Annotated in this window: 9 protein-coding genes; 3 read left to right on the top strand and 6 right to left on the bottom strand. The window is 61.8% G+C overall.

Annotated elements, in window-relative coordinates; genetic code table 11:
- Nucleotides 1-164 precede the first annotated feature (164 nt).
- The 6 genes from AVKW3434_RS22295 to AVKW3434_RS22320 form a co-directional block, all read right to left on the bottom strand.
- A complete protein-coding gene (locus AVKW3434_RS22295; protein WP_284407564.1) occupies nt 165-2585 on the bottom strand; it encodes a TonB-dependent siderophore receptor in 2421 nt (806 codons plus the stop codon).
- Between the two features lie 173 nt (nt 2586-2758).
- Nucleotides 2759-3793 (bottom strand): FecR family protein, encoded by a 1035-nt coding sequence (locus AVKW3434_RS22300; RefSeq protein WP_284407565.1) that lies wholly within the window; start codon nt 3791-3793, stop codon nt 2759-2761.
- 11 nt (nt 3794-3804) lie between these two features.
- Nucleotides 3805-4404, bottom strand: a complete 600-nt coding sequence (locus tag AVKW3434_RS22305; protein WP_284407566.1) for an RNA polymerase sigma factor — start codon at nt 4402-4404, stop codon at nt 3805-3807.
- 208 nt (nt 4405-4612) lie between these two features.
- Nucleotides 4613-5911, bottom strand: a complete 1299-nt coding sequence (locus tag AVKW3434_RS22310) for a lysine N(6)-hydroxylase/L-ornithine N(5)-oxygenase family protein (protein ID WP_284402374.1) — start codon at nt 5909-5911, stop codon at nt 4613-4615.
- An 11-nt stretch (nt 5912-5922) separates the two neighbouring features.
- Nucleotides 5923-6972, bottom strand: a complete 1050-nt coding sequence (locus AVKW3434_RS22315; RefSeq protein WP_284402373.1) for a GNAT family N-acetyltransferase — start codon at nt 6970-6972, stop codon at nt 5923-5925.
- A gap of 161 nt (nt 6973-7133) precedes the next feature.
- The gene (locus AVKW3434_RS22320; RefSeq protein ID WP_284407567.1) at nt 7134-8075 is read right to left on the bottom strand and encodes an alpha/beta hydrolase; all 942 of its coding nucleotides are present in this window, start codon (nt 8073-8075) and stop codon (nt 7134-7136) included.
- Nucleotides 8076-8499: 424 nt separating this feature from the next.
- On the opposite strand from AVKW3434_RS22320, the gene AVKW3434_RS22325 reads away from it, so the two are divergent.
- The 3 genes from AVKW3434_RS22325 (at nt 8500) to AVKW3434_RS22335 (ending at nt 13270) form a co-directional block, all read left to right on the top strand.
- Nucleotides 8500-10224, top strand: coding sequence for a cyclic peptide export ABC transporter (locus tag AVKW3434_RS22325; protein WP_284407568.1), 1725 nt, complete (start codon nt 8500-8502; stop codon nt 10222-10224).
- 21 nt (nt 10225-10245) lie between these two features.
- Nucleotides 10246-11112, top strand: a complete 867-nt coding sequence (locus AVKW3434_RS22330) for a formyl transferase (protein ID WP_284407569.1) — start codon at nt 10246-10248, stop codon at nt 11110-11112.
- Nucleotides 11113-11695: 583 nt separating this feature from the next.
- A complete protein-coding gene (locus tag AVKW3434_RS22335; protein WP_502869160.1) occupies nt 11696-13270 on the top strand; it encodes an ABC transporter substrate-binding protein in 1575 nt (524 codons plus the stop codon).
- The last annotated feature ends 13 nt before the right edge of the window (nt 13271-13283 follow it).

Genomic DNA, 13283 nt, shown 5'->3' on the forward strand with positions numbered 1-13283 from the left:
CGAGCAGCGGCCCCACCTGTCCCTAGAATACAAAACGCCCGATGCGGTGCACCGGGCGTCTCTTGCAAGCCAATTACGGCTAGGGTTCAGTCCCGCATAGGTGTCAACCTATTCCAGGACGGGTCAAGGAGCGGGCACGTAGCTGCTCCTCGATGTCCATCCACTTACCAGCGGTAGGTGGCTGTGGCAATCGCCTTGCGGGGCTCGCCATAGAAGCAGCCCGTGGTGCAGCTGCCGACATAGGTTTTGTCGAAGAGATTGGTGACGTTCAGGGCCAGGCGCCAGGGCCCCGTGGTGTAGCTGACCATCGCGTCGAACAGCGTGAAGGATGGCACATCGAAGGTGCCCACATTGGGCTTGGTCTCGCCCTGGTAGCGCATGCCTGCGCCCACCTTGAGGTTGGGCATTCCAAAGCGGCCGAAGTTGTAGTCACCCCAGAGGGAGAGCTGGTGGTAAGGGATGCCTGGTGACCGCATGCCGACCTGGGACGGCTGCAAAGGGCTGGCCTGCGTGGTGCGCGCATCGGTGTAGGCATAGGCTGCGATCAGGTTAGCGTTGCGGCCCACGCGTGTCCGGGCTTCCAGTTCGAAGCCCCTGGAGCGCACCTCACCAATCTGGGCCGAATACGTGGGGTCCACGGGATCGGCTACCGAAACGTTCTGCCGGGTCAACTGGTACAGGGCCGCGGAAATCAGCGTGCTCGAACCCGGAGGCTGGTAGCGGGTGCCGATTTCGTACTGCGTACCCTTTGATGGGTCGAAGCGTGATCCCAGGCGGTCCCGGCCCGAGGTGGGCTCGAAGGACTGGCTGAAACTGAAGAAAGGCGCCAAGCCGTTGTCCGCCAGGTAGACCAAGCCGGCGCGGCCCGTGAACGCCTTGTTCTTCTCGTTGTCGACGGCTTTTTCTCCCGTGAACAGGTTGCTCTGGTTGTCACTGGCATGGTCGTAGCGACCGCCGATCAGGGCCACCCATTTGTCGGCGATCTTCATCTGGTCCTGCGCATAGACGCCCAATTGCCGGGTGTCGGCGTTATAGGACCACCAGTTGTCACGGGTCGGCTCACCCAGGGCGCTGCCATATACCGGGTTGTAGTAGTCGATGCTGCCCGCCGTCCTGTCGTATCGCTCGGACTGATTCTTGGGCCGGGTGTAGTCGAACCCGACCAGCACCGTGTGCTCGACATTGCCGTGCTTGGCCTGGTATTGCAGCGAGGTGTCGGCGACCAGCGAGGAGGAGCGCTCCCAGCGCAGCGTACCGCCGCGGAAAGCGGAAGTGCGCTGGTCTGCCGCAAGCCCGGAAACCCAGACCTGCGGGAAGTCGCTGTTGGAATGGAAGTAGCGCAGGCTGTTGCGCAGCTTGAGGTTGTCGTTGAACGCATGTTCGAACAGGTAACCGATCGAATAGCGTTCCATATCGAACTTGCTGTAGCCGGGCTCCCCGGTGAAGCGGTTGCGCGGGATCTTGCCGTAGATGGTGGGGAAGATGGTGCCCTGCGCGGGCAGCCAGTAAACGTAGTTGGTCTTGTCTTTCTGGTAGTCGGCCAGCAGCGTCAGCGATGTCGATGCGTTGGGTTGCCACTTCAGTGCCGGGGCAACGAAGGTCCGGTCATCGCGCACATAGTCGACGAAGGTGTCGCTGTCGCGTTGGAGAAAAGTCATCCGATAGGACCATTCACCATCCTTGTCCAGCGGTCCGCCGAAGTCCCCGGAGATCTGCTTGCGGCCGAAGCTTCCCAACTCGAGGTTGAGTTCATGCAGCGGGGTCGACGTGGGCTGCTTGCTGACCATGTTGATGATCCCGCCGGGACCGGCAGACCCGTACAGGACCGAGGCTGCGCCCTTGAGCACCTCAATGCGTTCAAGGCCGTAGATTTCCTGCTTGCCGTTGAAGGCATTCACCGTGTACTTCGTGCCATCGCGGTAGACACTGCCCGTGCCGGCCTGCGCCTGAAAGCCGCGGATATAGATGGTGTCCTGGACCCGCGACAGGCCTTCGAAGCGGCTGACGCCAGCCACGTAACCGAGCGCATCCTGGATACTTTGAGACTTCAGCGTGTCGATCTCCTCGGCGCCGACCACCGAGATGGACTGCGGAGTCTCGATAAGGGGCGTGTCGGTCTTGGTGCCCGTCGCACTGCGGCTGGCGACGTAGCCCTGCACGGGGCCGGTGGCGGATTCGCGGAATGCGTCGTCCCGCACCAGCACGGTGGGAAGTGTTGAATCCTGGGCCGACGGGGGCGGACTGCGACGGATGGAAAAACCCCCACTTGCCATGTGCACAGCCTCCAGAGGGGTGCCCGAAAGCATCTGGTGCAGCGCCTGATCCAGCGGCAGTCGGGCGGCGACGGTGCGGGACTGCAGTCCGCTCACCAACTCGCCTGCGGCGAAGATGGGCAAGCCTGTCTGGCGCGAGAACTCGTTGAGTGCGCCCGCCAGGGGTTGTGCGGGCACATTGATGTCAAACACCTGTGCCGTCGCCTGTATCGGCGCTTGGGCGCTGGCGAAGGGGCTGTGGAGCGCCAGGGTGGACCCGAAGGCCGTGGCAAGGGCTGTACTGAGCAGAGGGTGGCGAGGCAGAGAACGCATGGTTGGAGGTCCGAGTGCATTGAATGAGAGCTATTCCTAAAGAGGCGCGGGCTCCCGTTCTCTATCGGTTGCCACATGCCGCACTGCGAAGACGTATGGGCCTGGAAAATGGAGACAGGCTGCCCCCATTTTTTTGGAAACTGGAAACTGCAGGATGGTCTCGGAGAAGCCGTTCAGAGCGCTTGTAACTGCACCTTGCCATCGGCCTGCATCCGCACCTTCAGCGGCAGGATCGAGGGCAGCACGGCCAGCAGGCCGGCGGAATCCTTGGCACGAAAACGCCCGGTGAGGCGCAGCGCCGCCACACGAGCGTCGGCCGCCTCGATGGGCTGTATGCGATAGGCGTTGACCGTGGCCAGGGCTTCGGCCAACACGGTGTCTTCGAAGACCAGCCAGCCCTCTCTCCAGGCCGACAAAGTCGTGGCATCCGCCTGGCGCACGGCTCCGGGCTGGCCATTGCGGATGTCCAGGATCTGCCCGGGCAGCATGTCGAGCACCGGTGCGGTTGCGGCAGCCGAATCCTGTGCGTCCTTGCCCATCACCCGCACCCTCACGTGGCCATGCTCGACGCCCACGGTGACCTGGCTGCCGCGGTCGCGCACGTTGAACACCGTGCCTATGACCTCGATGCGGGCCTCACGTGTCACGACCTCAAAGGGCCGTCCGGGATCGGGGGCCACGTCGAAACGCACCTCGCCCTCCGACATGGACACGCTGCGGCGCTGGCGGTACAGGGTGACGGCGATGGCACTTCTGGGCGCGAGCTCGACGCGGCTGGCTTCGCGAGAAACCTCGCCGTCGGCCAGCGTGACCTTGAGAAGCTGGGAGTTGCGAGTGGTGTAGGACGCCGTGTGCACGGGCTGATGCCAGTACCAATAGGTTCCGCGGCCTGCCAGTACCCCAGTGCACAGCAGTCCTGCAATGGATCGCAGCAGCTTGCGGCGCTGCCGCAAGCCCGCCGAGCGGGCGGCGTTGCCAGCCAGCATCGCGGACTCCTGGAATTGCTCACGCAGCCCGCTGGACATGCCGCCCAGCATCGTCCAGCGCAGGTGCGCCTCGTGCGCGGCGGCGTCGTGCCGGGCCGATTTCTCGCGCCATTCGCCAAGGATCAGGCGGGCCTGGTCGGCGATCGGGATGGGCGCAATTTCGCTTTGAACGATCAGCGTCAGCGCATGCTCGACCATGCGCTCGCTAGGTGCATTCGCCATGGGAAAGGGTGTCAGAAGGCATCGTCGCTCAGTGTACTGTTGTCGAAATCCATGGCACTGGCCATGCTTTGATCCTCCAACAGTTCCAAACGCAGCTGGGCGAGCACACGCGAGCAATCGAGCGTGGCACGCACCATGTGCTTGGCGACAGCCATTTCCGTGATGTTGAGCTGCTCGGCGATTTCAGCGCGCGTGTAGCCGTGGGCGCGGAACAGAATGAAAACTTCGCGCCGGCGCGGCGGCAGGCCTTCCAGCACTCCGACAACACGGTTCAGGATCTGACTTTGGGCGGCAAGGTACTCGCTCGAAGGTGCACTGTGCTGCAGCACCATTTGCTGGCGCGTCCATTCCTGAGCGGTCTTGCGCTTTCGCGCATCGTCGATGCACAGATTGCGGGCCACGCGAAAGAGCAGGGCGCGCGGGGATTCGATGCCTGCATTCGGCCTCGTTTTGGCCTGTCTGCCACTGCGCAGGCCCATGGCGTGGACATAGACCCGCTCGAAGCTCGATTGCGCAATGTCGGCTGCATAGTGCGGATCCCTGAGATCGCGCGTGAGCTGGCGGCGCAGATCGCCATAGTGAACCACGAGTTCCTGGATCAGGTCACGCATCCGGATACCTGCCTTTCTGCAAGGACGATGGGTTGGAACCCCTGGGTCCGTGCAGAGAAGGGCCTATCGGATTCTGCAGCTCCGGGCGAGCCGGAGGCATGCAGCAACGGATATGGAATTCAGCGGCGCAGGCGATTCAAATGCAAATGGTTTGCATTCAAATTATGGCATGGGAGATTCGTGCGCCCATCATGCCCCATGTGATCTTTCAGTCCTGCAGCGCCAGCTGTTCTTTGCGCGCAACATCTGGTCGTTCTGCTTGTGCCGCCAGCAGGGCTTCACCGATCTCTCCGGTGCGCACCGAGGTGACCGACAAAAGGGTGTCACTGAGCCCGTGGGAGCCTTCGCAGGCGCCCTGCAGGAAGATGGCCGGGCGAAAGTCCGGCGTGGTCTTGAGCTGGTAGTCACGGCTGACGGAAAAATCTCCCAGGTACGGTGCCAGCGGGTCCAGCAACGTCTTGTGGTGATCGCGCGCATAACCGGTGGCAAGCACCACCACGTCATAGCGTGACGCATGGTGGATGCCGCTGTTGAGGTCCCGTAGCCCGAGATGGATGCCATCGCTGGCGGCCCGTACGTCCTGCACCTCATTGCGGCGCAGGAAGCGGTGGCGCGTATCGCCTGTGACCTTCTGTTCGTAGAACACTTTGAAGATGTTCTCGATCAGTTCCAGATCGGGGCAGGCATAGTTGGTGTGCCAGAACTCACGCAGCAAGGCGCCGCGTTCGTCATGGGGGCGGCTGTAGACATGGTCCACGAAGTCGGCATTGAAGATTTCGTTGACGAAGGGGCTGTCGTCCGACGGACGGATGGAGCGGGCCCGCATGACGAGGTCGATCTCGGCGGTGGCGTAGCGGCCATGCAGATCCATGAAGATCTCGGCGGCGCTCTGTCCGGCGCCAACGACAGCGATGCGCAGTGGTTTGGGATGCTCGGCAATGCTGCGCAGGTAGGCGCTGGAGTGAAAGACGCGAGGGTTCCCGCGCAGGGGCTTGAACTGCTCGGGAATGCTGGGCGTGCCACCAATGCTCATGACCAGGTTCTGGCCCAGTCGCTCGTGCACATTGCCGGCCGCATCGCGTGAGCGTACGCGCAGCAGTTCGACCCTGCCGTCGCGCTTTTCGGGCAGCACTTCGATGACTTCCTGGCCGTAGACGCAGCGGTCCTCGAACTTGGAGGCAGCCCAGCCCAGGTAATCGTTGAACTCGTGGCGGCTGGGGAAGAAGGTCTTGAGGTTGATGAAGTCCTGCAACCGGCCCTTCTCATGAAGGTAGTTGATGAAGGTGAAGCGGCTGGTGGGATTGCGCAACGTGGCCAGATCCTTGAGAAAGGAGACCTGCATGTGGGCCTGCTCCAGCAGCATGTCCCTGTGCCAGGCAAAGCGCGGCTGCTTTTCGATGAAGAGAGGATGCATGGCATGCGTGGCGGATTCGCGCTCCTTGAGGGCGATGGCCAGTGCAATGTTGGAGGGGCCGAAGCCGATGCCGATCAGCGGGTGGATTTGCATGGAAAGTCCTTTCATTGGGTCGATGCGTCCGGCGCGGCTGCGTCAGACTGAGGTATCCATAAGGCGTCTGCGAAAAAGCGTTCTCTGAGCAGGACTCCCAGCACGGCACGTTTGTGCGGAAAGTCGAATTCCTTGAGCAGCGCATAGCCGCAGCGCGGCAGGTTCTTTCGCATCTTCAAGTTGTCGGAGCGTGGCTCGACGACGATGCGCTGCGTGCGGCAGTCGTCGAGGAACAGGTAGTGCGAAAGCGACGGCAGCCAAGCCGTGAGATAAGGCTGACCGCGAAACTCGGCCTCGCCCACCAGTGCATGCCAGCCGCGGTCGTGGTCGCCGGCGTCATAGAACGGCGCGATGCGGTCTTCCTTGGCCCAGTAGGCCTCGAAGTAGCCGAAGGGCTGGCCGTCGAAGCAGCCGATGAGGCCTACCGCATGCGGGTCACCGGCAATGCGCTGCAGATATGCGCGGTGATGGCCGAGGTCGCCGCTTTCCTCCCAGAAATGGGCTACCGTGGGATCGTTCATCCAGCGGTGGAAGGTGGGAAGGTCGGCGTCGGGATCCACGGTGCGCAGGCTCAAGGTTCGGCCCAGCCAGGGAATGAAGCGCCGATATACCGTGTTCTGGGGATGGGCTGGCCGCACCGGATGTCGCCGCTCTCCGGTCATCGTGTAATGCAGTGCATACGGTGGCCGAGGTTGCGGCAGCCATAGCCGTTGCTGCTGCCAAAGCACCGACCTGGCGACCCGGGGAGGGCGGCTGGGGCTCAAATCCACGATGCCATCACGCAGACCCGGTGCCAACTGTGGCATGGACAGCCTGAATTCGATGGCCTCGGGATGGAGTTGGAAGGCCGCCTCCAGAGCTGCCAGCGACTCGGTGGCGTTCGGAGCGGCGGAGCATGACCCCATCCATTGCAGGCACGGGGGGTGGGTTGTCGGGTTCAGTTTCCAGAGGCTTGGCGCGTGCCCATCCTTGAAATCCAGGCGCAGCTTATCGTCCTCGCATTGCACGATGGCCGTTTTTCCATCGGCATAGGCGATGTGCCGTTGGCTGGTCTGGCGCATTGGAGCTAGGGATGGAATGGATGGAGCTTCGACTGGATGCACATGGACTCTTTCAGGTGGAGTACTCCGATCGGGGTGAAACTGCTGCCTCATAAAGGACGAGACGCGCAAGGCTGCGAAACGTTCATGCCGCCGGCTGCTCCAGGCGGCGGACTGGATGGTTACCGAAAGGCCTGTGCGAGCGCTTGGCACAGGTCATGCCGCAGCGTGTCGGCCTCTTCAGTGATGCACCCCAGACGCGCGAAATCGTGGACCATGCCGTTATAGATATGAAGGCTCACACCGACGCCCGCGGCCTCTAGTCGCTCGGCATAGAGCTTGCCTTCATCCATCAGCGGGTCGTATTCGGCAAGGACCAGGTGCACTGGTGCCAACCGGTCCAGGTCTTCGGCCTCAAGCGGCGCGAAGCGCCAGTCCCGTCTGTCCGTATCGCTGCGCAGGTATTGGCCGAACATCCAGTCCAAGGTTTCGCGTTCCAGCAGGTAGCCGGACGCCAGGCGTTCATGGGAAGCGCTGTCTTGCCGGGCGGCCGTACAGGGGTAGAGCAGCATTTGGAGTATGGGCTGTGGGCGCTGTGCATTCCGCTCGGCAATGCACAGTGCGGTCGCCAGCGTGCCGCCCACGCTGTCGCCTCCGATGGTCAGCTTCCGGGCGTCGAGTCCATGTTCGGGGCCATGAACTCTCAACCATGCCAGGGCGTCCTGGGCATCAAAAAAGGCCGTGGGAAAGCGGTGCTCTGGAGCCAGTCGGTAATCGACCGCTATCACGTTGCAAGGGGTGCCATGCGCTAGATCGCGGCAAAGGCTGTCGTGGGAATCGAGGCCGCCCAGCACATAGCCACCGCCATGGAAGAACAACAGTGTTGGCGCTGGGGAGTCGGCCGCGCATCCGCGGTACAGCCTGGCAGGAAGCTCCGAGCCGTCGCGGGTCGGCAGCTCGAGCATCTCGATCGGCAGTTCATTGCCGGGTTGGTCCAGTGCGAGCGTGGAGCGGTCATAGGCTGCGCGCGCTTGTTCCGCCGTCATCTGGTGCATTTTTGGCCGTCCGGAGGATGGCGCATTGGCCAGTTCGAGGAATGCTTCGAGATCGGGATGCAGGGGCATGGTGTCCTTGGTCAAGCAGGCAAAGCCGAGGGCATTGCTTTCAGCCCTGATGACGCATCAGGGCTGGATTTGTTCAAGGTTCAAGGAGTTCTCGGTGCGGAGAGGGGCAGTTCGCAGATGGCCAAAAAGGGGCCGCTGTGAGTGGTGGTGAGATCGAAGCTCCTGTGCCGCACAACGCCTGCCAGGACTGCATAGCCTTGCCGTTCCATTGGCGGCAGATCGTGCGTCCGCAATGGCGTGCCGCTGTTCCTGCGGGGGCGGCTGAACATTCTTCGATCTCGAACGTCTTGCAGGAATGGGTTGCTCTGCGCTGCCGAGCGCTTGGCAGTCAGCCGTCAGTAGTTACCTGTGCATACCCGAGAACCGGTCCGTCGGAGGCTGGAGTCGCCAATCGATGCGTCCGTGAGGCGCCAAGGAAAACCGTATGGAAAACTCAACCAGCCGGACAGCGGAGATTACCCGCCTGCTCAAGCCATTCCTGCCATGGATCGCCTTGTCGGCGATCGCGGGCATTCTCGCGGGTGCTGCGACGGTTGCATTGCTGGCAACCATCAACCAGGTCCTCAATCGCCCAGGAGGGATGGCGGGCGGGCTGTTGCTGACATTCATTGCCTTGTGCGCCACTGCGCTGGCGGGCCGTGCCGCCTCTGATATCTCCACCAATCTGGTGGGGCAGCGCTTGGTGGCTCAAGTGCGCAAGAGCTTGGCACAGAAGATCCTGGCCGCACCGATCGATGCGCTGGAGCGCTATCGCACCCACCGCCTCATGCCTGTCCTCACGCAGGACGTGGACATGATCAGCGACGTCGCCTTCGCGCTGGCCTCTACCGTGATCTCCATGGCCATCGCACTGGGCTGCCTGATTTATTTGGCCGTGCTGTCCTTGCCGCTGTTCGGCATGCTGGTGATTGCCCTGGTTTTTGGCATCACCATTCAAGTCATGGCGCAATCGCGCGGGGTCGCCGGCTTCTGGAAGGCGCGTGATCATGAGGAACAACTGCATAAGGCCTACCGGGGAATCAGCGAGGGTGCGAAAGAACTGCGCATGCACCGCGCTCGGCGTCGCCGAATCTTCGGCGAACAGATCGAGCGTACTGTCGATGCGATCAGGGACATCAATCGGCGCGCTATCAATACCTATGTGTTGGCGACCGCTTTCGGCTCGGCACTGTTCTTCCTGTTGATCGCCTTGATCCTTGGCTGGGCGGCCTTTCGCACCATGGAGCCCGCGGTGCTCAGCGGGTTCGTGCTGGTGCTGCTCTTTCTCAAAGGGCCGATGGACCAGATCGCAGGCTCCCTTCCGGGCATAGGGCGGGCCAAGGTGGCGTTTCAACGGATTGCAGACCTGTCGGCGCGCTTCGCGAGTCCGGAGCCGCATTTGCACCTGGACCGAGATCCCAGTGAAGTCGATTTGAAGGCGGGGATCGAACTGCGCGGCGTGCGCTACGCCTTTGACGCAGCCGAGGGAGGCGAGCCCTTTGAGTTGGGCCCGATCGATCTGCAACTGCGCAAAGGCGAACTGGTATTCGTTGTCGGGGATAACGGCTCTGGCAAGACGACATTGATCAAGCTGCTGCTCGGGCTATACGCACCGCAGGCTGGCGAGATATTGCTCGATGGGCAGGCGGTCACGCCGCAGACGCGCGACGACTATCGGCAACTGTTCACCACGGTGTTTTCCGATTTCTACCTGTTCGAGGACCTGGTGGCAGGTGGGGATGGAGCTCAGGTGGAGGCGCTGCCGCAGGCCGCGCTGCCGTATCTGGAGCGGCTGGAGATTGCTCACAAGCTCAGCGTCAAGGACGGTTCTTTCAGCACGATCGACTTGTCCACTGGACAGCGCAAGCGGCTGGCGCTGGTGCATGCTTACCTGGAGGGCCGGCCGGTGCTGGTGTTCGATGAATGGGCCGCTGATCAGGACCCTACCTTCCGCCATCTGTTCTATACCGAACTGTTGCCGGAGTTGCGCGCCAAGGGGCATTTGCTGGTGGTGATTTCGCACGACGACCGCTACTTTCATCTGGCCGATCGACTCGTGTGCATGCGAGCGGGGCAGGTCAAGGAAGAAAAAATCCAGAAGATCAAGGGGACAGAAGAGGCCAGTGAGACCGATGAGCATGTGGGCGATGACGCCCTCATTACCGTCTAAGTTGCTTCTGATCGCATGAACATGCCCAAGACCAAGCTTGTCTATATCTGGTCCCTGAGAAACGCCGCCGCCGATCAGGCTGGACAGCATGTCCCCTACAAAGGCGGCCTCAGGTATATGAAGTCACCACTGGAGTATCTGGGGGAGGCGCTCGAAAAGACCGCACTGGGAGATGCATACAGCCTGGAAGCCGTGATTTACGACGATGACGAGGAATCGCCACGCGACCGAGAGAAACTTCGGGACTATGGTTTTGCGTATCGGCCTGACAGGCGCTGGTTCTATCCCCCAGAGCTATCGATCCAGGGGCGCAGAGTGAACGATCTCCTCCACGCGATCCCTTCTTCTTATCGACGGGAGCCACTGCATGCCCCGGAACGCGGGACTGGCAAACAGGCGTTCGAGAAAAACCTGCAGGACAAGCTGATTGACCTGGGGGCTGAACTGGTGTTGCTCGATGGTCTGCTGGTCATTCTCGATCGGCTGGTGCGTCCTGGTGCACCGTTCCATCGCAAGATCGTCAATATCCACCCGGGCATCACCCGGCTGGAATCTCCGTATGAGCGCCGTGGTGCATGTGCGACGCTCGATGCGTTGTACGGTGCTCGTGGTCTTGAAGTCGTGGATTGGACCTCGATGGAAACGCGGGCAGTGCCCCCACTTCTGATGACTGGTGCTTCGTGTCACTACGTGGACAACGGCATTGATTCAGGCGAGGTCATTGCCGACGTTCTGAAGACTGATATTGACCCAGCTGACACCATCCTTGAGCTTCGCTGGAACAATTTCACGAACAGCTTGTTTCCTGCGCTTCAGCAGGGGCTGGAAGTATTGGCTGGGCAGCATCGCAAAGGCCATGCAAGGCATTCAGAGATTGAGAACGCCTGACATCACGCGTGGAGCACTCGCGCACGCGCATCAAAAGGGCGTTCAAGCCCCGTGCCTGCTGAATAGCTTTGCTATCGAATCAGGAGAGCAGTCTCAGGGAGATGGTCATTGCGGCCGTCGAGGCCGATAAGAAAAAACGAACTGGCAGCAAGGTGTGACTTGAACCATTTCCAGGCGCTTCGAGGGTGGCCGGGATCTGAGGAAAACGAGGGGTCGGTATTGCAGTGCGTGGCAGCGCGCTGCACAGCCGAGCACAGTGATGCCATGGTGGTCCTGCCGAATCCCACACCATGTGACGAATATGCGTTCGTCCATTCCCGAATTTCATGCTGGGCGGCGCGACCCCTCTGAGCGCGTGCCACGACTCTGAACCACGGGAGCGGATCGCGCTCACTAGTCAGGGTACTTGCGGCGGAAGCGTTCGTGCCCCCACCCAGCACGGCAAGGACCATGGCGAAGGTTGTTCCGCACGGGTTTTCACGGGGCATTCCTCCGCGGAATGCCCCGTGTCCTATTTCTCGTTTGAATAAACGAAAGGGGAAATCGACACTGCATCGTCACAACACTTTGACATGGAGTAGACATCTTGAATCGATTGGCCCACACCGTTCTCGCCGCATTTCTCGTCGCGGCATCTCCCTTCACTTCGGCCCAGACCGTGACCGTGGGTTTCGGTTCAGACGTGACTTCGCTGGATCCGCACTATCACATCTTCTCGCCCAACCAGAACATCGCCGACCATGTTTTCAACCGGCTGATCGAGCGCAACGACCAATTGCGCATGGTTCCCGGCCTGGCGCTGTCGTGGAAGGCCATCGACGACACCACGTGGGAATTCAAGCTGCGCCCCAATGTGAAATTCCACGATGGCACGCCCTTCACGGCAGAGGACGTGGCCTTTTCGATCGAGCGTGTCCCCACCGTCAAGGGCAGCCCCGGACCTTTCACGCTCTACACCAAGGAGATCCAGTCCGTCACCGTGATGGACCCCTTGACAGTGAGGTTCAAGACCAGGGCGCCGCACCCCCTCCTGCCCAACGACATGGCCGTGGTGCCCATGGTCTCCAAGAGCGCCGCGTCCACCGCCAGCACGGCCGACTTCAACAGCGGCAAGGCCGCCATCGGGACCGGGCCCTACAAGCTGTCGCGGTACGTGCGTGGCGAGCGCATCGAGCTGGCGCGCAACGATGCCTACTGGGGCAAGAAGCCGCAGGCAGAGACCCTCGTGTTCAAGATCATGACCAACGACTCAGCGCGCGTGGCGGCGCTGATGTCGGGTGATGTCCAGGCCATCGACGCCGTACCGGTGGCGCACTTCAAGCGGCTGTCCTCCGATGCCAACCTGTCGCTGGTGCAGCGCACCGGCACTCGGCTGATGTACTTGTACCTGGACCAAGCCCGGGATGTCTCTCCATTCCTCTCGGACAAGGACGGCAAGCCACTGGCCGCGAACCCGCTCAAGGATCTGCGCGTGCGCCAGGCGATCTCCAAGGCTATTGATCGCGAAGCCATCCGCGACAAGGTCATGGAAGGCGCGTCCAAGCCCACGGGGCAACTGATGATTCCCGGGCTTTCGGGCTACAGCGAAGCGCTCAAGGTGGAGCCGGTCGATGTAGCCGGCGCGAAGAAGCTGCTGGCGGATGCGGGCTACCCCAACGGTTTCAACCTCACGTTGCATGGCACGAACAACCGCTATGTCCAGGACGACCAGATCTTGCAAGCGGTCGCGCAGATGCTCAACCGGATCGGCGTCGGCGTGAAGGTGGAGGCCATGCCATCGGCGGTCTTCTTCCCGCGCAACAACAAGGGTGACTTCTCGGTGTCGATGTCCGGGTGGTCTCCCGACAGCGGCGAGGCTTCGTCCCCACTGCGCTCCTTCATTGCAACGCCCAACAAGGACAAAGGGTATGGCACGCTCAACGCTGGCGGCTACAGCAATCCCAAAGTGGACGCGCTGCTGGAAAAAGCGCTGGCCACCATCGACGACGCCGCACGCGACAAGCTCTTGCAGCAGGCCACCGAAGTGGCGATGAACGACAAAGCCGTGATCGTGCTGCACCACCAGGTGAACCTGTGGGCAACGCGCAAGGGCCTCAAGTACGGCGGCCGCTCCGACGAGCGGACCTACGGCTTCGACTTCCAGACCAACGCGCCCTGACCACACCGGACCC

The organism is Acidovorax sp. SUPP3434, assembly GCF_030159015.1.
Lineage (GTDB): Bacteria > Pseudomonadota > Gammaproteobacteria > Burkholderiales > Burkholderiaceae_C > Paracidovorax.

Excerpts from the sequence above, each read along its gene's own strand:
- AVKW3434_RS22295 (WP_284407564.1), bottom strand. The coding sequence starts at position 2,585 with ATGCGTTCTCTGCCTCGCCACCCTCTGCTCAGTACAGCCCTTGCCACG.
- AVKW3434_RS22300 (WP_284407565.1), bottom strand. The coding sequence starts at position 3,793 with ATGGCGAATGCACCTAGCGAGCGCATGGTCGAGCATGCGCTGACGCTG.
- AVKW3434_RS22305 (WP_284407566.1), bottom strand. The coding sequence starts at position 4,404 with ATGCGTGACCTGATCCAGGAACTCGTGGTTCACTATGGCGATCTGCGC.
- AVKW3434_RS22310 (WP_284402374.1), bottom strand. The coding sequence starts at position 5,911 with ATGCAAATCCACCCGCTGATCGGCATCGGCTTCGGCCCCTCCAACATT.
- AVKW3434_RS22315 (WP_284402373.1), bottom strand. The coding sequence starts at position 6,972 with ATGCGCCAGACCAGCCAACGGCACATCGCCTATGCCGATGGAAAAACG.
- AVKW3434_RS22320 (WP_284407567.1), bottom strand. The coding sequence starts at position 8,075 with ATGCCCCTGCATCCCGATCTCGAAGCATTCCTCGAACTGGCCAATGCG.
- AVKW3434_RS22325 (WP_284407568.1), top strand. The coding sequence starts at position 8,500 with ATGGAAAACTCAACCAGCCGGACAGCGGAGATTACCCGCCTGCTCAAG.
- AVKW3434_RS22330 (WP_284407569.1), top strand. The coding sequence starts at position 10,246 with ATGCCCAAGACCAAGCTTGTCTATATCTGGTCCCTGAGAAACGCCGCC.